The following is a 17,786-nucleotide window of genomic DNA, read 5'->3' on the forward strand; positions in this document are numbered from 1 at the left end:
GCGGCGGCGCTGGACTGCGGTCAGCGGTCCGGTCAGGTGGTGGGCGGCGGTGCGGGCCGTCGGGTGACGGCATGAGGATCGGGCAGCCAGGTGTCGGCCGCGGCGCGGGTCCGGTGGCGGCCTGGGGATTCCTGGTCCGCGGCGGCCTCGTGGTGCGGCGGCACCTGGGTACGTTGTCTGCATGGACGACGCCGAGCGGCAGGTGGGCGGCTACCGGCTGCTGCGCCGCATCGGCGCCGGCGGCATGGGCACCGTGCACGAGGCCGTCGACCTCGACGGCCGCCGCGTGGCGCTGAAGCTCCTCCACCCGCAGATCGCCGCCGACCCCCAGGCCCGGCGCCGCCTGGCCCGCGAGGTGTCCCTGCTGCACCGGGTCCGGGAGGCCGGCGTCGCACGGGTGCTGGACGCCGAGGTCGACGACGACGAGGCCTTCGTCGTCACCGAGCTCATCGACGGGCTCACCCTGGAGGAGGACGTCGCCGACGGCGGGCCGTTCAGCCCCGACGAGCTCGCCGCGCTCGGCCGGGACCTCGCTGACGCGCTGCGGGCCATCCACGCGGTCGGCGTCGTCCACCGGGACCTGAAGCCGGGCAACGTGATGATGAGCAGCAACGGGCCGGTGGTCATCGACTTCGGCATCGCCCAGGTCGCCGACGACGCCCGGCTGACCCAGACCGGGCTGGTCACCGGCACCCCGGGCTACCTGGGCCCCGAGGTGCTCGCCGGCGCCGAGCCGAGCCCCGCCGGGGACTGGTGGTCCTGGGCCGCCGTCCTCGTCTTCGCCGCCACCGGGCGACCGCCGTTCGGGCGCGGCCCGACCCAGGCGGTCCTCGGCCGGGTGGCCACCGGGCAGGTGGACACCGACGGGCTGCCGGGCCCGACCGCGCAGGCGCTGCGGGCGGCGCTCGCCCCGTCACCCGTCGGCCGGCTGAACGCCGACGGCGTGCTGGCCGTCCTGGAGGGGCGGTGGAGCCAGGAGCAGCTCACCCAGGTGCTCGACGGGCGTGGTGGTGGGGCGACGGCGGTGCTCCCCGGTGCGGCGACGGCGGCCTCGGCCGGCGCGGCGACGGCGGCACTCCCCGGGGCCGGCGGTTCGGTGACGGCGGCGGTGCCGACCGGCGGTTCGACGGCGGCGCTGCCGTACTCCGGCGGTGCCGTCGGGACCGGCGCGACCGAGGTGCACCGCGAAGGGACGACCGTGCTCCCCGCCGGTCGGGGAGCAGCCCCCCTCGACGGCGGGACCGGCACTAAGGCGCTCCCGGCGCCCGGTACGACGGCGCGCCTCGGTGCGTCGCCGGCCGGCACCGAGCCGGCGGTGAGGGGCACGGCGGGTGACGCCGAGCCGGGTGATGTCGGGCCGGGTGATGTCGGGCCGGGCGGTGCCGGGCCGGGCATCGAACTGCTCGAGCCGTCCGCCGGCACCAGCCCCAGCACCCGCATCCTTCCGTCGGACCGGCCGGCGGCGGCGACGGGTGCAACCTCGGCCGGACTGTTCTCACGGCCCACTCCGGGCACGAGCGACGGCCTCGACCACACCCGGGTCATGCCTGCCGTGACCGAACCGGACCCGGCCGTGACCGCCGTCGTGCTGCCTCCCTCGATCCCGCCGCGGTCGTGGCGCGGCGACGCCTACGCCGAGGGCCGAGCCCCGGCCGGCCGGTCCGCCGACCCGACCTGGCAGGACCCGACCCGCACGCCGTGGGCTGACGGGACCGGCGGCCAGGCGTGGGGCGGCGAGAGACCCCTGGGGCAGCCCACCTACCCCGACCCCAGCACCTACCCCAACCAGTACGCCTACCCGGGCGCCGAGGCCGTGCCGCCCTGGGCCGTGCCGCCCCGGCGACGCACCGGCGTCGTCGCCGTGGCGGGCCTGGGCCTGAGCGCGCTCGCGGCCCTCCGGCCCGGGACCTTCCTGCTCGTCGCCGCGGCGGTCCTCGTCCTGGCCGCCGCCACCGGCTGGGCCGGCCGGTCCCGGCGGGCCCGCCGGCTGCGCCGCGGACCACGCAGCGGAGACGACACCCGGATGGTGCTGGGCCTGCCGTGGCACCTGGTGCGGGCCGTCCTCACCGTGGTGCCCGGCGCGCTGGTCGGCGCCGGCGTGGCAGCCGTCGCCTGGTGGGCGGGCGCCGGCCTGGCCGACCCGCGACTGACCGAGCCCCTGGTGCTGTGGGCGTCGGGGCTGCTGGGCCTCGCCGCCGCCTGGCTGACGCCGACCTCGGCCGCCGCCCGGGAGGGCGCCCGGGCATGGATCGACGTGCTCACCCCGGGCCGGGGCTACCGGGCGCTGCTGGTGGTCGTGGTCCTGCTGGTCACGCTCGTGGTCGCCGCGCGCGTGCTCTCCGCCCCGCCGGCACCGGTGTGGGCGCCGCTGCCCGACCCCACCGCACTCCTCGCCGGGCTGCCCGCGCCGCCGGGCGCTGCCTAGGCACGGGCGGCTCGAGGCGGCGCTGCCCGCCCCCGGGCGTCGCGGCCGGCGAACCCTGCGCCGCCTGCCGGAGGTGCCACGTACGCTGGTGGGGTGCGCACGCCGGGCTGGCACCGGTGGCCGGGCCTGACCCTGGCCGCCCTCCTCGGCGTCCCCGTCGTCCTCGCCGCCGCGGGCGGCCTCCTCTCGCTCCACCGCTGCCTCCCGGCCGACGGCGCCTGGGCCACCGTCGCCGTCCGGCTCGCCCTGCTCCGTCCCGACGGCGTCTGCCCGCCCGGCACCCTCGCCGTCGGCGCCGGACCGGACCAGGCCCTCGCCGTCGTCGTCGCGGTCACCGTGCCGACCCTGGTGCTGCACCTGCTCATGGCCACCGGCGTCGCCGGGCTCGCCGGCACCGCCCGGGCGGCCCTGGCCGTGCTGGCCCGGCGCCTCGTGCCGAGGCCGCCGGCGGAGCCGGTCACGGACCTGCCCACGCCCGCGCCGACCCTCGCGCCGCCCCGGGCGGTGCTGCCTAGGACGCGTCCGCTGCTGCGCCAGCCCCACCGGCGCGGGCCCCCGGTGGCGGCCACCGGCTGACCCGGCGGCGCCGTCGCCGTCGTCTCGCCCCGCCGCCCCTGGGCCCGGCCCTGCGCCCCCGGCCCGCCCCGACCAGCAGCAGAAGGACTCCCATGCCCAACCCCCACCCCACCAAGGCCGACCGCCGCGACGCCGCCCGGGAGCGTGCGCGCGAGCTGCGCGAGGCCCAGGCCCGCCGCGAGAAGCGCAACCGCCTCCTCATCGTCGTCGGCCTCATCGTCCTGATCGTCCTCGTCGCCGTGGCCGTCTGGGCCATCGTCGGCCAGGGCAACAGGTCGGCGATCGAGCAGGTCGAGAACGTCCCGGCGAACACCTCCGTCGAGGACGGCGGCGTCTCCTTCGGCTCCGACCTCGCCGCCGGCTCCACCAACGAGGGCGCCCCGGTGCTCGACGTCTACCTCGATTACACCTGCCCGCACTGCGCCGACTTCGAGGAGATCAACAGCGCCGACCTGCGCGACGTCGCCGGCTCCGGCGACGCCACCGTCGTGTTCCACCCGGTCGCGATCCTGGACAACACCGGGGACTACTCCGGGTTCTCCGGCCGCGCCGTCCAGGCCTCCGCCGTCGTCGCGGACCAGGCACCCGAGGCCTACCTCGACTTCCAGCAGGCGATGTTCGCCCTGGTCGCCGACGCCACGACCGAGCCGACCGAGGAGCAGATCGTCACGGCCGCCGTCGAGGCCGGCGTCCCGCAGGACGTCGCGGACCAGATCCCGGCGGGGACGTTCGACGAGTGGGTGGAGGCCACCACCACCCAGTTCGGCCGGGACGGCTACACCGGCACGCCCACGGTCCTGATCGACGGCGAGGCGTTCGACGGGTGGACCGAGCCGGGCGCGCTGGCCGAGGCGCTGCGGGAGAAGTGACGCGGCGGCTGCGGCGTCTGACCGGGCGGACCCACGCCAACGCCCGCCTCCTCGCCCCCGGCCCGGCCGCGAGTTCGCTACTTCCGGCCCGGCCGCGAGTTCGCTAGTCCGCGCCGAGTTCGAGGTTTTGCGCCGAGTTCGCTAGCGGTGACTGGCGAACTCGGCTCGGACCGGCGAACTCGGTACTGTCCGGCGGCGCCAGTCCGCTAGTTCGTGCTGAGGTCGCTGATTTGAGCAGGTGCCCGGGCGGCGGTTGCCGACGGCGGCCGGACCGGTGATATCGACGGCAGCCTGGCCGGGTGTGCCGACGGCGGCCGGGTCAGCAGGCCCGGCCGCCGGGCCGGCCGACCGTGGCAGACTCGTCCCCGCTGCCGCCTTAGCTCAGCTGGTAGAGCACCCGCCTTGTAAGCGGACGGTCGTCGGTTCGATTCCGACAGGCGGCTCTCGCACGTTCCCAGAAGACCGACCGAGCAGCCGGCGAAGGGATGGCGTCACCCTGCTCAGCGGAACGTGCCGTCGTCCTGCCCCGAGTCGCCGTGGACGTAGTCGTCCTCGTCGTCCGGGCCGGCGCCGACCAGCTCGGCGTCCGGGCCGGAGCGTTCGGCGTCGGTGCGCGGGGCGCCGGCGGCTCGCCCGCCGCCGCGCAGGTCCCGGACCGGTGGGTCCAGGGTCGCGTCCGGGCTGACGAGGCCGCGGTGGACGAGGGCGTCGTTGACCAGCTCCGGCCGCTGTGGCTTGTTCCCCATCGCACGCTCCTCCCGGTGGCGCCCGGTCGCGCCGTCGGGGTGAATCATGCCGCGGAAGCCCACCGGCGAGCGACCCGGCACCCCGGCCCGGTCGTGCCGGCCGCGTCACGCCAAGGACCCACCCAGTCTGTCGCGCCGAGGACCTGGCCCACCCCGTCACGCCGGGGACCGGGATCACCCCGTCATGCCGAGGATCGTGCCCCACCCCGTCACGCCGAGAGACGTGACCCCGTCACATCAACGCCCAGTCCACCGGCGCCGCCCCCTGCTCGACGAGCAGGGCGTTGGCGCGCGAGAAGGGCCGGGACCCGAAGAACCCTCGGCTGGCCGACAGCGGGCTCGGGTGCGCCGACATGATCACCGGCGTCGCGCCGAGCAGGGGGCGCAGCGTGGCCGCCTGCGCACCCCACAGGATCGCCACGAGGGGCGCGTCCCGGGCCACCAGTGCCCGGATCGCGTGCTCGGTAACGACCTCCCAACCCTTGTCGCGGTGCGAGGCGGGCTGCCCCGGCCGCACCGTGAGGACCCGGTTGAGCAGCATGACGCCCTGCCGGCACCACGGCGTCAGGTCACCGCTGTCCGGGACCGCCACGCCGACGTCGTCGCGCAGCTCGCGGTAGATGTTCTGCAGCGAGCGCGGCAGCGGCCGCACGCCGGGCTGGACGGAGAACGACAGCCCCATCGGGTGGCCGGGCGTCGGGTACGGGTCCTGGCCGACGATCAGCACCCGGACGTCCTCCAGCGGGTAGCAGAAGGCCCGCAGGACGTCGCTGCCGGCGGGCAGGTAGCCGTGCCCGGCCGCCACCTCCTCCCGCAGGAAGTCGCCCAGGGCATGGATCCGTGGCTCGACCGGGGCCAGCGCCCGCGCCCAGCCCGGGTCGAGCAGGTCGGCCAGCGGTGCGGGGGTCACGCCGGGGAGGGTACCCGTGCCGGGCGACGGCGGCCGGTGCGGGGGCTGCTGGGGGTCGCCGTCGCGGCCGGACGACGGCGGCCGGCGCGCGGGCCGCCGCGGGTTGCCTTCCACAACAGACCGGGCCGCGGGGAATCACCGTTGCACCCGGCGGCGCCGCTTCGGGTGACCGCCATCGCCGCCCGGCGCTGCCTGCTGACGCCCCCGCGCGCCGAATGACACCGGTGTGCTTCGCCCCTACGATGGGCAGGTCCGCCAGCGGGCGGACGCACCGCACGGAGGGGACCACCATGGCAGCAGCGCACGCCGAGGCCGCGGCCTCCGGCCCGCACGCCCTGACCGACACCGAGCGGGAGATCCTCGCCTTCGAGCGGCAGTGGTGGAAGTACGCGGGGGCCAAGGAGACCGCGATCCGCGAGCTGTTCGACATGAGTGCCACCCGCTACTACCAGGTGCTCAACCAGCTGCTCGACTCCGAGGCCGCGCTCGCCGCCGACCCCATGCTCGTCAAGCGCCTGCGCCGGATGCGCTCGGCCCGCCAGCGTGAGCGCTCCAGCCGCCGGCTGAGCGGCGACCGGTAGCGACGGCAGCAACCGGCCGCCGGTCGAGCACTTGACGGCCGACGGCAGCAACCGGCCGCCCGCCGAGCGCTTTACGGCTGACGGCCGCCTCCAGCCTCCGATTGAGCGTTGACCGGGGGCGACGACGCCCCCGCCCGGCGCGCCGGAGCGGATAACCTGCAGACCGTGACCACCCAGCCGCCCCAGGACTACCCCGAGGACGAGTTCGACGTCGCCGGCCGGGACCGGGTGCCGCAAGGTGTGCACCGGGCGCCACGGCCGCTGCGGCGGACGCTGCTGCCGGTCCTCGCCGTCGTCGTGCTCGCCCCGCTGCTGGCCTGGGGTGCGGTCTCGCTGCTGGGCGGTGGCGGCAGTCCCGGGACCAGCGCATCACCGACCGCCCAGGCCACCGACGACGCAGCGACCGAGGTCCCAACCGAGGAGCCGCCGGCGGGGGAGGAGACCCCGGAGCCCGGGGAGTCCCCAACAGGCGAGGAGACCACGCCCGCCGAGGAGACGCCGTCGGACGTGGCCTACGACACCGCGATCGCGGTGCTCAACGGCTCCGGCGTCACCGGCCTGGCCGGCGACGCGGTCGGCCAGCTCGCCGCGGCCGGCTTCACCGGCGGCATCGCCGACGACTACGCCGGCGGCGCCCCCACCACGACCACCCTCTACTACAACAACGCCGACCTGGCCCCAACCGCGCAGGAGGTGGCCAGCGTGCTCGGCATCGACACGGTGGTCGAGAGCGCCGACGCCACCAGCGCCATCGCCATCGTGCTGCGCGCGGACTACGCGGGCTGAGCCGTGCCCCGCGAGGTGCGCGACGCCGTCGTCGTCGGGGCCGGCCCGAACGGCCTGGCCGCCGCGGTCACCCTCGCCCGCGCCGGGCTGGACGTCCTCCTCCTGGAGGCCCAGCCCACCCCCGGCGGCGGGTCCCGCACCGTGGACCTCGGCCTGGCCGACGGCGTCCGGCACGACCTCTGCTCGGCGGTCCACCCCCTCGCCCTCGCCAGCCCCTTCTTCGCCGCCTTCGACCTGGCCGCCCGGGGCGTCCGGCTGGTGGTGCCCGAGGTGTCCTACGTCCAGCCGCTGGCCGGCCGGCCGGCCGCGGTGGCGCTGCGCGGCCTGGACGCAACGGCCGAGCGGCTGGGCCCGGACGGGCGCGCCTTTCGGGCGCTGCTCGGGCCGCTCGTCGCCGCCCCGGCGGCCACCGTCGCGCTCGGGCTGGGCGACCACCGCTCCGTCCCCGCCGAGGTGCTGAGCGCGGCGGGGCTGCGCGCCGCGCTGACCTTCGGCGCCGGGCTGCTGGAGCAGGGCACCCGCGCCGGGTACGCCCGCTTCGTCGACGACGCCGCGCCCGCCCTGCTCACCGGCGTCGCCGCGCACACCATCGCCCCGCTGCCCTCGCTCGCGGCCGCCGGCACCGCCCTGCTGCTCGGGGCCCTCGCGCACGCCCCGGGCTGGCCCGTCCCGGTGGGCGGGAGCCAGGCCATCAGCGACGCCCTGCTCGCGGACCTGCGCGCGCACGGCGGGGAGCTGCGGCTGGGGCAGGAGGTGACCACCTGGCGCCAGCTGCCGCGGGCCCGCGCCTACCTCTTCGACACCACCCCCGGGGCGCTCGCCCGGATCTGGGGGGAGCGGATGCGGCCGGCCGTGCGGCGGGCCTTCACCAGGTTCCGCCACGGCAACGCGGCCGCCAAGGTCGACTACGTCCTGTCCGGCCCCGTGCCGTGGGCCGACCCCGCCGTCGGGGCCGCCGGCACGGTGCACGTCGGCGGGACCCGCGCCGAGATGACGGCCGCCGAGCAGGTGGTGGGCCGCGGCCAGCACGCCGAGCGGCCGGTGGTGCTGCTCTCCGACCCGGCCGTGACCGTCCCCTCCCGGGAGGTCGCCGGGCGGCGGCCGCTGTGGACCTACGCGCACGTGCCCGCCGGGTCCCCGCGCGACGTGACCGAGACGGTGACCGCGCAGATCGAGCGGTTCGCGCCGGGCTTCCGCGACGTCGTCGTGGCGTCCCGCTGCGTGCCCGCCGCGCGGATGGCCGAGCACAACCCCAGCTACGTGGGCGGGGACATCGCCGGCGGTGCCGTCACCTTCCCCCGGCTCGTGCTGGGCCCGCGGGCGGCGGACCCCTACGACGGCGGGGTGCCCGGCGTGTACCTGTGCTCGCAGTCCACGGTGCCCGGGCCCGGCGTGCACGGCATGGGCGGGTGGCACGCGGCGCGCCGGGCGCTGCGCCACCGGTTCGGGGTGGCCGCCGCGCCCGACCTGTCGCCGGGGGCGTGAGGTCTGGCGGTCCGCAGCCCGAGGCAGCGCGGTCGGTCGGGACGTCGGCTGCCGGCGGCGGCCGGCAGGGCGCCAAGGGCTGGCGCACCCCGAGCTGCGCATCCAGATCTGCGCGTTCCTGCTGCCCAACGAAGAGGTCGCGTTCTCGGTCCTCCTAAACGCGCTCGGGGATGAGCGAGTCGTCGTTGAGCCGACAGCTCAAGACGTTCGTCGATGCGAAGTACGTCGTGCTGACCAAGGAGCGCGGTGTGCCACGGCCCAAGACGTGGGTCGCGCTCACAGACCTCGGCCGTAGCGCGGTCCGCGGCCACCTGCAGGCGCTGCGCGACCTCGCCGACAGCGCGATCGCCGGCTGAGCGGACATGCCCCAGCGTGCGCACGGGAGGATGGCGCGGTGCCGTCCTACCGCGTGCGTCTCACCGTTGGTCTCTTGCGCCCCGGCGTCCCTCCTGAGCGCTTGCTGCCGGCCGCTGCGGACGCCGCCGCCGAGACCACGACGGTCGAGGCCAAGGATGTCGGGATCCGCAGCGGCCAGCCGCACCTCACCGTCCGCTTCACCGCCGCTGACGACGGCGAGGCACACGAGGTGGCCCGTCGGGTGCACGATGCGGCACGCCGACTGGCAGAGGTCGGACTGCCGCTGATCGCCCAGCGCGTCGGCGGCCGGTGGCTCGACCTGCCCTGATGGCCGAAGCGCTGTAGGTCTTCACTCGGCGGGTAGGCGGCACGCCGGTCCCCACCCCCCGCGGGGACCGACGTGTCACGGTTAGGGGTCAGGCGATCCGGCGCAGAGCGGGCCCGAGAGGGTCCGGGTCCGCCCCGCGGCCAGCGCACCGGCCCCCGCCCCCCGTCTGTGGCAGCCGGCCGGTGGCGCGAGCTGCCGGGATGGCCGAGCGCGGTTGGTCTGCGCCCGGCGGATGGGCGGCACGCCGGTCCCCACCCCCCGCGGGGACCGACGTGTCACGGTTGGGTCAGGCGGTCCGGCGACGCCGGAGAAGCAGGCCCGCGAGGGTCAGCCCCGCGGCAAGTGCGGCCAGCGAACCGGTCTCCGCCCCCGTCTGGGGCAGCCGGCCGATGGCTGCGGCACTCGTCTCGGCTGCGCCGAGAGCAGCGCCTCCCGCCGCGATCCGGACGACCTGGTGGGCGGGCACCACGACCGCCCGCGAACCAGTTGCCGACGGCGCCGCCGAACCGACCAACGAGGTTGGCTCAACGACCGCGCCGGGGAAGCTGGACGAGCCTGGGTGAACCGGCCCGGCGGGGTTCGTCGGGTCGCTCGGCCCGGTGGGCCCGGTCGGCCCGGTGGGCCCAGTCGGCTCGGTCGGGTTCGTGGGATCCGTCGGCTCGGTCGGGTCGGTCGGGTCCGTCGGGTTCGTGGGATCCGTCGGCTCGGTCGGGTCCGTGGGATCCGTCGGCTCGGTCGGGTCCGTGGGATCCGTCGGCTCGGTCGGGTCCGTGGGATCCGTCGGGTCGGTCGGGTCCGTCGGGTTCCCGGGAACGTCGGCCCCACACCTGGCGACGGCGTCGCCGAGAACTGCAACCGGCAGGCAGCCGACCGACACAGGGACTGTCACCGGCAGGCGCAAGTCGACGTCAGTGAGGACGTCGCCGATCAGCCCGCCCCCCTGACCGTCGTCGCCGGACCCGGTACCCGGCGTCCGCACGTCCGGTCCCGGCACGGACCCACCGGCGCAGGTCGCATCCGCGGACCCGAGCACGGCCACCGGAATGCAACCCACCCGAACGGGTGCCGTGATGGGGGCGACGACCGTGAGGTCGGTCAGGATGTCACCAACCAGTCCGCCACTGCTGTCCGGGCGGCCGTCCTGGTTGACCTCGACGGTGGCCGGCTCGGTTCCGGGCGCCGTGGTCGTGGTGGTGGCGTCTCCGAGGACGCTGACGGCCACGCCCTCGACCGTGACCGGTGCGGTGACCGGGACGACGGCGGTGATGTCCGTGAGTACATCACCCACGAGCGAGGAACCGCTGGGCTCCTCGCTGCTGGTCTCGTTGTGGGTGACGTCCGGTGCCGGTGCCGGTGCCGGAGCCGAGGCGCACTCGGCGTTGGCGTCACCGAGCACGGCGACGGACGCGCAACCGACGTTCACCGGTGCGGTGACCGGGGCGACGGCGGTGATGTCGGAGGCGACGTCCCCGGTGGTGCCGCCCTGGTTGGTTCCGGTGGTGTCGTTGGCCTCCGCCTCGGCCGGCTCAGCGGCTGGCGCGGGTGCGGTGTCGGTGGTGGCGTCGCCGAGGACGCTGACGGCCACGCCTTCGACGTTCACCGGTGCGGTGACTGGGGTGACAGCGGTGATGTCCGTGAGTACATCACCCACGAGCGAGGAACCGCTGGGCTCCTCGCTGCTGGTCTCGGTGAGGGTGACGTCTGGTGCCGGTGCCGGAGCCGAGGCGCACTCGGCGTTGGCGTCACCGAGCACGGCGACGGACGCGCAACCGACGCTCACCGGTGCGGTGACCGGGGCGACGGCGGTGATGTCGGAGGCGACGTCTCCGACGGTGCCGCCTTGGTCGGGCGCGGCCGGGGTCTCGGTGACCTCGACCGCCGCCGGCTCAGGAGCCGGAGCGGGCGCAGGGGCCGTGGTGGCGTCACCGAGGACGCTGACAGCCACGCCTTCGACCGTCACGGGTGCGGTGACTGGGGCGACGGCGGTGATGTCGGATGCGACGTCTCCGACGGTGCCGCCCTGGTCGGGCTCGGCGGTCGCCTCCGTGACCTCGACCGTGGCCGGCTCGGAGGCCGGAGCGGGGGCCGGCGCAGGAGCCGGCTCCGGGGCGGTTCCGGTGGTGGCGTCGCCGAGGACGCTGACGGCCACGCCTTCGACCGTCACGGGTGCGGTGACTGGGGCGACGGCGGTGACGTCGGATGCGACGTCTCCGACGGTGCCGCCCTGGTCGGGCTCGGCGGTCGCCTCCGTGACCTCCACCGTGGCCGGCTCAGGGGCCGGAGCGGGGGCCGGCGCGGGGGCCGGCTCAGGGGCAGGGTCAGTTGTGGCGTCGCCGAGGACGCTGACGGCCACGCCCTCGACGGTCACCGGTGCGGTGACCGGGGCGACAGCGGTGACGCCAGAGACGACGTCCCCGACCAGCCCCTGGACGGACTCCACGACGTCGTCGGGACCGGCGACGGCGGGGTCTTCGGCAGCCTGAGCTGCTGCAGCTCCAGCGACCATCAGGCCGCCGGTGACGAGCGCTGTTCTCAGCGCACGCCGGATATGGGTGTGCATGGTTCTCTCCTGACGGGTGTGATGACTTCGCGCCACGCAGGCGCAGGACGGGGAACCGGCGTGCGCCGGTTCGCCTCAGTCATCCAGGAGAGACAGCAACCTTCAGAAGGACGTCGAGCAACGCCGACGGCCCCGCGCTCGGGGGGACGAGGGCGAGGTCGTTGCGCGGAATGACGAAACGCTCGGGCAGGCCCGCGCTGAGCGCGCCGCCGGACCCGTTGCCGCCCATGGCGGACGACGACGACGCGGCCGTACCAGGTCCGAACGGGTCCCCGAAGCGGGGCTGGGCAGGGGTGTCCCCTGCGGCGACCGGCCGGGCCTCGCCGGGGTCGCCCGCCGGGCCACTACCGACGTCGGCAGTGGTCGGCAGGGCGCACGGAGGTCCGGCCGCTGCGGTCGTCGTGGTCAGCATCTTGGCGATGTGCACGACGGCGCCCGGCGAGGGTGCCGCGAGGGCGGGTCGGTCATCCCCTCCCTGGGCGGCGTCGGTCTCACCAGGGGGAGGAATGACGACGGCGGGCGGTGCGGCCGCGCTCGCCGGCAGGCTGACGGCGGCGGTCTCGACCGCGGGAACGACCGGGCGGGCATCGCCGACGGTCGGAACGGCTCCGCCGCTGGTTGCGGGTGCGGCAGCCCCGCCGCCGCCGGCCGGGGCGTCGGCGCCACCGGCGACCGGCGCGACGGCTTCCTCGAGCCCGGGAGGCACGACGGCGTCCACGACCGGCTCGAGCACCTCGCCCACCGCCGGCTCCAGCGGCGCGACGACGGGCTCCACGACCCCGTCGATGACCGGATCGACGACTGGGGCGACGACTCCGTCGACGACGGGAGCCACGACCTCGTCGACGACCGGGGTGACGACCGGGGTGACGACTTCGTCGACCACGGGGGTGACGACCGGGGTGACGACTTCGTCGACCGCCGGGGTGACGACCGGCTCGACGACGGGAGCGACGACCTCGTCGACGACGGGGGCCACAACCTCGTCGATGACCGGGGCCACGACCTCGTCAACGACCGGGGTAACGACCTCGTCGACGACGGGGGTGACGACCTGCTCGACCACCGGAGCGGTGGGAGCGGCAACCTCCTCGACCACCGGGACGAGGACCTGCTCGGTGACGGGCGCGAGGACGTCGGTAGCGGTGGCGGTGACACCGGCGACGGCGCCGCCGAGGAGGGAATCGCCGTCGGCCTCGTCGGCTCCGGCGGAGGCCGCGAGGCCGACGGACACGAAGACGACCGTCCCGGCACCACCCAGGACCATGAGGCCGCGCCTGACCCAGCGGACGAGGTGGGAAGTCCCATCCTCGCGGTGCTGCTCAGGCTCGGGCGCCATGTCCCCTCCTTAAGGTGACGAAGGTAACACTCCTGCCAGATCGCGCCACCGGAGAGGACCGGGGAATTTCGCCGCGGCTGGCGCACGGCCCGCTGGTGCAGGCCGACGCCCACCGGCGCCCCGCGCCGCCGACCCCCACCGGCGCCCCGCGCCGCCGACCCCCACCGGCGCCCCGCGCCGCCGCCCTACCCGCCGCCGCCGCCCTTCCCGGCCGGGGCCGCCCCTACCGGGCGCCGTCGTGGACCCTCAGCACCGTCGGCTCCGGCCGCTTCGGCACCCGGGCGTCCCCCGAGGAGCGCCGGCGCAGCCGCCGCCCGACCCACGGGTAGGCGTACTGGCGCGCCCAGGTGAGGTCCTGCCGCAGCCGCCGCGCCCGGGCCACCGGCGGCAGGGGCGTGAGCGGGTCGTCCCAGGCGGGGTCGTCGGGACCGAGCCCGAGCGCGACGAGCGCGCCCTGGGCCACCCGCTCGTGGCCCGCGGTGCTCAGGTGGATGCGGTCCTCGGCCCACATCCGCCAGTCCCGCAGCGAGCGCATCCCCCACACGTCCAGGACGCGGGCGCCGTGCCGGCGGGCGATGGACCAGATGTGGGCGTTGTACACCGCCACCTTCGGGCGCATGGCGGCGAGGACCGGGGAGCTCCGGGTGTCCATGCCGGTGGCGAGCAGGACGTCCGCGCCCGCCGCGCGGAGCCGGACGACTGCGCGCTCGAGCAGCCCGGCGAGGGCGTCGGGGTCGGCGCCCGGGCGCAGCAGGTCGTTGCCGCCGCCGACCAGGCTGACCAGGTCCGGTCGGGCGGCCACCGCCCGGGGCACCTGGTCCCGGATGATCTCCGCGAGCAGGCGGCCGCGGACGGCCAGGTTCGCGTACTCCACCGGGCCGGCCCCGCCCGCGGCGCGCCGCTCGGCGAGGCGCTGGGCGAGCACGTCGGCCCACCCCCGGACCCGCTCGGGCTCGGCCGGGTCGGGCACGTCCCACAGGCCCTCGGTCATCGAGTCGCCGAGGGCGACGTAGCGGCCGAAGGCGGGCACGGGCTCGGCGGTCACCTGCGCGATGATGCCCCCGGCCGCGCCGCGGAGTACAGCCTGTATAGCGTCCGGTGGGCTCGCGACGGCGGCCGGCCGGCCAGGGCGGCCGCGCCGCGGAGTACAGCCTGTATAGCGTCCGGTGGGCTCGCGACGGCGGCCGGCCGGCCAGGGCGGCCGCGCTCACCGCCCGCCGGCGTTCCCCGGGGCGCCGGCGTCCTCCAGCGCGGCGACGGCGAGGACCACGTTCGCGCTGGACCAGGTCAGCGGGGCGACGGCGGCCGGGGCGCCGCCGGCGAGCACCTTCTCCGGGATCGCGCCGGAGGCCGTGCGGTGCGCAGCCACCCAGTCCAGCCAGGCGCGGGCCTGGTCGTGGTGGCCGGTCGACGCGGCGGTGAGGGCGTACAGGGTCGTCTCCGGCGTCCAGGAGACCCCGTCCCGCTTCCAGCCCGCACCCGGCGCGAGCCCGCCCGCCGGCCGGGCCATCTCCGCCGCCGACGCCAGCCACGCCTCCTCCGCCCCGGGCAGGCCATCAGTGAACGGCGGCAGCAGCATGGCGGTGGCCGCGTCCCGGCCGTCCGCGCCGAGCAGCGCCGTCATCGGCCCGCCGTCGCCGGCGTAGCGGGTGTACCCGTCGGCCCCGAAGGTCTCCACGACGGCGGCCCGGACCTGCTCGGCCCGGGCGGCGGCGTCGCGGGCCCGGTCGGGCAGCCCGGCGTCGTCGTAGATCCGGGCGGCGTGCTCCAGCCCGGCGAGCATCGGGGCGACGGTGCCCAGGGTGAGCTCGTCCTCGCGGACCTCCCAGTAGTCCGCCGACGGCGGCGGCAGGTGCGGCGCGTCGGCGGTGAGGGCGAGGACCTGGTCGGTGGCGCGGTCCACCAGCGGGCGGAGCTCGGCGAGCACCGCCGGGCGCTGGTCCGCCGGCACCTCGGCCAGCACCGTGCCGGCCGACCACAGCACCCACCCGGTGCCGTCGAGCTGGACGCCGCGCCCGTCCGGGACGCCGGAGGCGTCGGGCAGGTAGCGCGCCTGGAAGCCGCCCGCCTCGCTCTGCGCCCGGCCGACGAAGGCGAGCACGTCCACCGCGTCGGCCGCGTGGCCGGTCCGGGCCAGGGCCGCGGCGACGAAGGAGGCGTCCCGCGGCCACACGTAGCGCCACCGGTCGGTCCAGCCGGCCACCACGGCGCCGGGGGCGGCCCGCTGCGCCGTCCCGCCGTCGTCGAAGGTGGCCCCGGTCAGGGTGCGGATGTCGAGCAGGGCCCCGGTGACGAGGTCCTCGTAGGGCCCGCCGGCGCCGGGGACGGTGCCCGCGGCCAGCCAGTCCCGCTGCTCCTCGGCGCGGGCGACGGCGGCCGGGTCGTCGCCGTCGGCGGCCAGCACCCGGGAGCCGGGCAGGTACTCGACCGGCTGCCGGGCCGGCACGTCGGCGACCGTGCCGTCGGCCTGCAGGTGCACGCCGTCGAGGTAGAGGTCGATGAACTCGGTGGTGGACTCGGTGGCCTTGAGGTAGACGGACCAGGCCGCCGTCGCCAGGTACAGGACGACGGCGAGCCCGACGGCGAGCCACCGCCGGGACCGCCGGCGGGCGCGCCGACCGGTCCCGGGACCGGCCGACGACGCCTGCGCGCGTGCCGGCCCCGGCGGGCGCGGGGGAGCGTCCGTGGTCATCCCCGCAGGGTACGTGCCGCCCCTGGCAGCGGTGGGTGGGCCCTCAGCGGATCCACCCGCGGCGCCTCGCGCTCGCGTCCACGGCGCCTTGCACTCGCGTGCATCGAGTGCCAGACTTTCGTTAGCACTCTCCACCGGAGAGTGACAAAGCAACCGGCTGGCCGGTGAGGCCCGGGCCGACGCGGGACGTGACCGCGGCGGGCCTGGTCGTCCGTCGCGGGCACCTGTCAGCTGCGTCCCAACCGCCACCAGGAGGAATGAGCGCATGGCCAAGACCATCGCCTTCGACGAGGAGGCCCGTCGCGGCATGGAGCGGGGCCTGAACAGCCTCGCCGACACCGTGAAGGTCACCCTCGGCCCCAAGGGCCGCAACGTCGTGCTGGAGAAGAAGTGGGGCGCCCCCACGATCACCAACGACGGCGTGTCCATCGCCAAGGAGATCGAGCTCGACGACCCGTACGAGAAGATCGGCGCCGAGCTGGTCAAGGAGGTCGCCAAGAAGACCGACGACGTCGCCGGTGACGGCACCACCACCGCCACCGTGCTCGCCCAGGCCCTCGTCCGCGAGGGGCTGCGCAACGTCGCCGCCGGCGCCAACCCGATCGCCCTGAAGCGGGGCATCGAGAAGGCCGTCGAGGCGGTCACCGAGAAGCTCTTCGCCCAGGCGGTGGAGATCGAGACCAAGGACCAGATCGCCGCCACCGCAGCGATCTCCGCGGCCGACCCGGCCATCGGCGAGCTCATCGCCGAGGCCCTGGACAAGGTCGGCAAGGAGGGCGTCGTCACGGTCGAGGAGTCCAACACCTTCGGGCTCGAGCTCGAGCTCACCGAGGGTATGCGCTTCGACAAGGGCTACCTCTCCCCGTACTTCGTCACCGACGCCGAGCGGCAGGAGGCCGTCCTGGAGGACGCCTACGTGCTGCTCGTGGAGTCCAAGATCTCCAACGTCAAGGACCTGCTGCCGCTGCTGGAGAAGGTCATCCAGTCCGGCAAGCCGCTGGCGATCGTCGCCGAGGACGTCGAGGGCGAGGCCCTGGCGACCCTCGTCGTGAACAAGATCCGCGGCACCTTCAAGTCCGCCGCCGTCAAGGCCCCCGGCTTCGGGGACCGCCGCAAGGCGATGCTGCAGGACATGGCCATCCTCACCGGTGGCCAGGTCATCTCCGAGACCGTCGGCCTGAAGCTGGAGAACGCCGACCTCGACCTCCTCGGCCGTGCCCGCAAGATCGTCATGACCAAGGACGAGACCACCATCGTCGAGGGCGCCGGCGACGCGGAGCAGATCGAGGGCCGGGTGGCCCAGATCCGCGCCGAGATCGAGAACTCCGACAGCGACTACGACCGTGAGAAGCTGCAGGAGCGCCTGGCGAAGCTGGCCGGCGGCGTGGCCGTCATCAAGGCCGGTGCCGCCACCGAGGTCGAGCTCAAGGAGCGCAAGCACCGCATCGAGGACGCGGTGCGCAACGCCAAGGCCGCCGTCGAGGAGGGCATCGTCGCCGGTGGTGGCGTGGCCCTCATCCAGGCCGCCAAGGACGCCTTCGCCGGCCTGTCCCTCGACGGGGACGAGGCGACCGGCGCCGGCATCGTCCGGGTGGCCGTGGAGGCCCCGCTCAAGCAGATCGCCGTCAACGCCGGCCTCGAGGGTGGCGTCGTGGTGGAGAAGGTCCGCAACCTCCCGCTCAACAACGGCCTCAACGCCGCCACGGGCGAGTACGAGGACCTGCTCGCCGCGGGCGTGAACGACCCGGTGAAGGTCACCCGGTCCGCGCTGCAGAACGCGGCGTCGATCGCCGGGCTGTTCCTCACCACCGAGGCCGTTGTGGCCGACAAGCCGGAGAAGGCCCCCGCGGCCGCCCCGGCCGGCGGCGGCGACGACATGGGCGGCATGGGCTTCTGACCCGGCCGCGCTGACCGGCCCGCGCGGCCGGACCAGCAACCAGGAGGGCGGCACCCCGCACGGGGTGCCGCCCTTCGGCATGTCCGGGGCGGCCGACGGCGACCGGTGCGGGTTGCTCCGCCGGGCGACGGCTGATCGGTGGCCGACGGCGGGCGGCGCCGTGGCCGGCCGACGGCGACCGGCGGGGTGGGACGTCCGGAAATCCCTACCGGTGCGGCGCGCCGATGACCGCCGT

16 protein-coding genes and 1 tRNA gene are annotated in these 17,786 nt (G+C 76.1%); 11 read left to right on the plus strand and 6 right to left on the minus strand.

What is annotated here, in order from left to right:
- Window positions 1-181 precede the first annotated feature (181 nt).
- The 4 genes from MF406_RS03150 (at window position 182) to MF406_RS03165 (ending at window position 4,313) form a co-directional block, all read left to right on the plus strand.
- Window positions 182-2,425 (plus strand): serine/threonine-protein kinase, encoded by a 2,244-nt coding sequence (locus MF406_RS03150; RefSeq protein WP_242896557.1) that lies wholly within the window; start codon window positions 182-184, stop codon window positions 2,423-2,425.
- Window positions 2,426-2,518: 93 nt separating this feature from the next.
- Window positions 2,519-3,001, plus strand: coding sequence for a hypothetical protein (locus tag MF406_RS03155; protein ID WP_242896558.1), 483 nt, complete (start codon window positions 2,519-2,521; stop codon window positions 2,999-3,001).
- A gap of 92 nt (window positions 3,002-3,093) precedes the next feature.
- The gene (locus MF406_RS03160) at window positions 3,094-3,870 is read left to right on the plus strand and encodes a thioredoxin domain-containing protein (protein WP_242896559.1); all 777 of its coding nucleotides are present in this window, start codon (window positions 3,094-3,096) and stop codon (window positions 3,868-3,870) included.
- 370 nt (window positions 3,871-4,240) lie between these two features.
- A tRNA-Thr gene (locus MF406_RS03165) sits at window positions 4,241-4,313 on the plus strand.
- Between the two features lie 57 nt (window positions 4,314-4,370).
- On the opposite strand, the gene MF406_RS03170 is transcribed toward MF406_RS03165, so the two are convergent.
- Both MF406_RS03170 and MF406_RS03175 read right to left on the minus strand, forming a co-directional pair.
- Window positions 4,371-4,616, minus strand: coding sequence for a hypothetical protein (locus tag MF406_RS03170; RefSeq protein WP_242896560.1), 246 nt, complete (start codon window positions 4,614-4,616; stop codon window positions 4,371-4,373).
- A 232-nt stretch (window positions 4,617-4,848) separates the two neighbouring features.
- Window positions 4,849-5,526 carry a uracil-DNA glycosylase gene (locus MF406_RS03175; protein WP_242896561.1) on the minus strand — a complete coding sequence of 226 codons (678 nt, stop codon included), beginning with the start codon at window positions 5,524-5,526 and terminating at the stop codon, window positions 4,849-4,851.
- Window positions 5,527-5,816: 290 nt separating this feature from the next.
- Between MF406_RS03175 and MF406_RS03180 the strand changes: the two genes are divergently transcribed.
- From MF406_RS03180 to MF406_RS03200, 5 genes are all read left to right on the plus strand, one after another.
- The gene (locus MF406_RS03180) at window positions 5,817-6,107 is read left to right on the plus strand and encodes a DUF3263 domain-containing protein (RefSeq protein WP_242896562.1); all 291 of its coding nucleotides are present in this window, start codon (window positions 5,817-5,819) and stop codon (window positions 6,105-6,107) included.
- Window positions 6,108-6,272: 165 nt separating this feature from the next.
- The gene (locus MF406_RS03185) at window positions 6,273-6,893 is read left to right on the plus strand and encodes a LytR C-terminal domain-containing protein (RefSeq protein WP_242896563.1); all 621 of its coding nucleotides are present in this window, start codon (window positions 6,273-6,275) and stop codon (window positions 6,891-6,893) included.
- Window positions 6,894-6,896: 3 nt separating this feature from the next.
- Window positions 6,897-8,378, plus strand: coding sequence for an NAD(P)/FAD-dependent oxidoreductase (locus MF406_RS03190; RefSeq protein ID WP_242896564.1), 1,482 nt, complete (start codon window positions 6,897-6,899; stop codon window positions 8,376-8,378).
- A gap of 170 nt (window positions 8,379-8,548) precedes the next feature.
- Window positions 8,549-8,734 (plus strand): transcriptional regulator, encoded by a 186-nt coding sequence (locus MF406_RS03195; protein ID WP_256463931.1) that lies wholly within the window; start codon window positions 8,549-8,551, stop codon window positions 8,732-8,734.
- 38 nt (window positions 8,735-8,772) lie between these two features.
- Window positions 8,773-9,063, plus strand: coding sequence for a hypothetical protein (locus MF406_RS03200; protein ID WP_242896566.1), 291 nt, complete (start codon window positions 8,773-8,775; stop codon window positions 9,061-9,063).
- 286 nt (window positions 9,064-9,349) lie between these two features.
- Here MF406_RS03200 and MF406_RS03205 read toward each other — a convergent pair whose 3' ends face one another.
- Together MF406_RS03205 and MF406_RS03210 are read right to left on the minus strand one after the other, a co-directional pair.
- Window positions 9,350-11,623 carry an LPXTG cell wall anchor domain-containing protein gene (locus MF406_RS03205; protein WP_242896567.1) on the minus strand — a complete coding sequence of 758 codons (2,274 nt, stop codon included), beginning with the start codon at window positions 11,621-11,623 and terminating at the stop codon, window positions 9,350-9,352.
- Between the two features lie 79 nt (window positions 11,624-11,702).
- A complete protein-coding gene (locus tag MF406_RS03210) occupies window positions 11,703-12,050 on the minus strand; it encodes a hypothetical protein (protein WP_242896568.1) in 348 nt (115 codons plus the stop codon).
- Between MF406_RS03210 and MF406_RS03215 the strand changes: the two genes are divergently transcribed.
- Window positions 12,045-12,980, plus strand: coding sequence for a hypothetical protein (locus MF406_RS03215; protein ID WP_242896569.1), 936 nt, complete (start codon window positions 12,045-12,047; stop codon window positions 12,978-12,980). The genes MF406_RS03210 and MF406_RS03215 overlap by 6 nt on opposite strands.
- Window positions 12,981-13,185: 205 nt before the next feature.
- Here MF406_RS03215 and MF406_RS03220 read toward each other — a convergent pair whose 3' ends face one another.
- The gene (locus tag MF406_RS03220; protein ID WP_242896570.1) at window positions 13,186-14,007 is read right to left on the minus strand and encodes an SGNH/GDSL hydrolase family protein; all 822 of its coding nucleotides are present in this window, start codon (window positions 14,005-14,007) and stop codon (window positions 13,186-13,188) included.
- Window positions 14,008-14,169: 162 nt separating this feature from the next.
- The gene (locus MF406_RS03225; RefSeq protein WP_242896571.1) at window positions 14,170-15,654 is read right to left on the minus strand and encodes a glycoside hydrolase family 15 protein; all 1,485 of its coding nucleotides are present in this window, start codon (window positions 15,652-15,654) and stop codon (window positions 14,170-14,172) included.
- A 265-nt stretch (window positions 15,655-15,919) separates the two neighbouring features.
- On the opposite strand from MF406_RS03225, the gene groL reads away from it, so the two are divergent.
- Entirely contained in the window at window positions 15,920-17,551 is a 1,632-nt protein-coding gene (gene groL / locus MF406_RS03230) for a chaperonin GroEL (RefSeq protein ID WP_242896572.1), read from the plus strand.
- The last annotated feature ends 235 nt before the right edge of the window (window positions 17,552-17,786 follow it).

It is taken from the genome of Georgenia sp. TF02-10 (assembly GCF_022759505.1).
In the GTDB taxonomy this organism is placed as follows: domain Bacteria; phylum Actinomycetota; class Actinomycetes; order Actinomycetales; family Actinomycetaceae; genus TF02-10.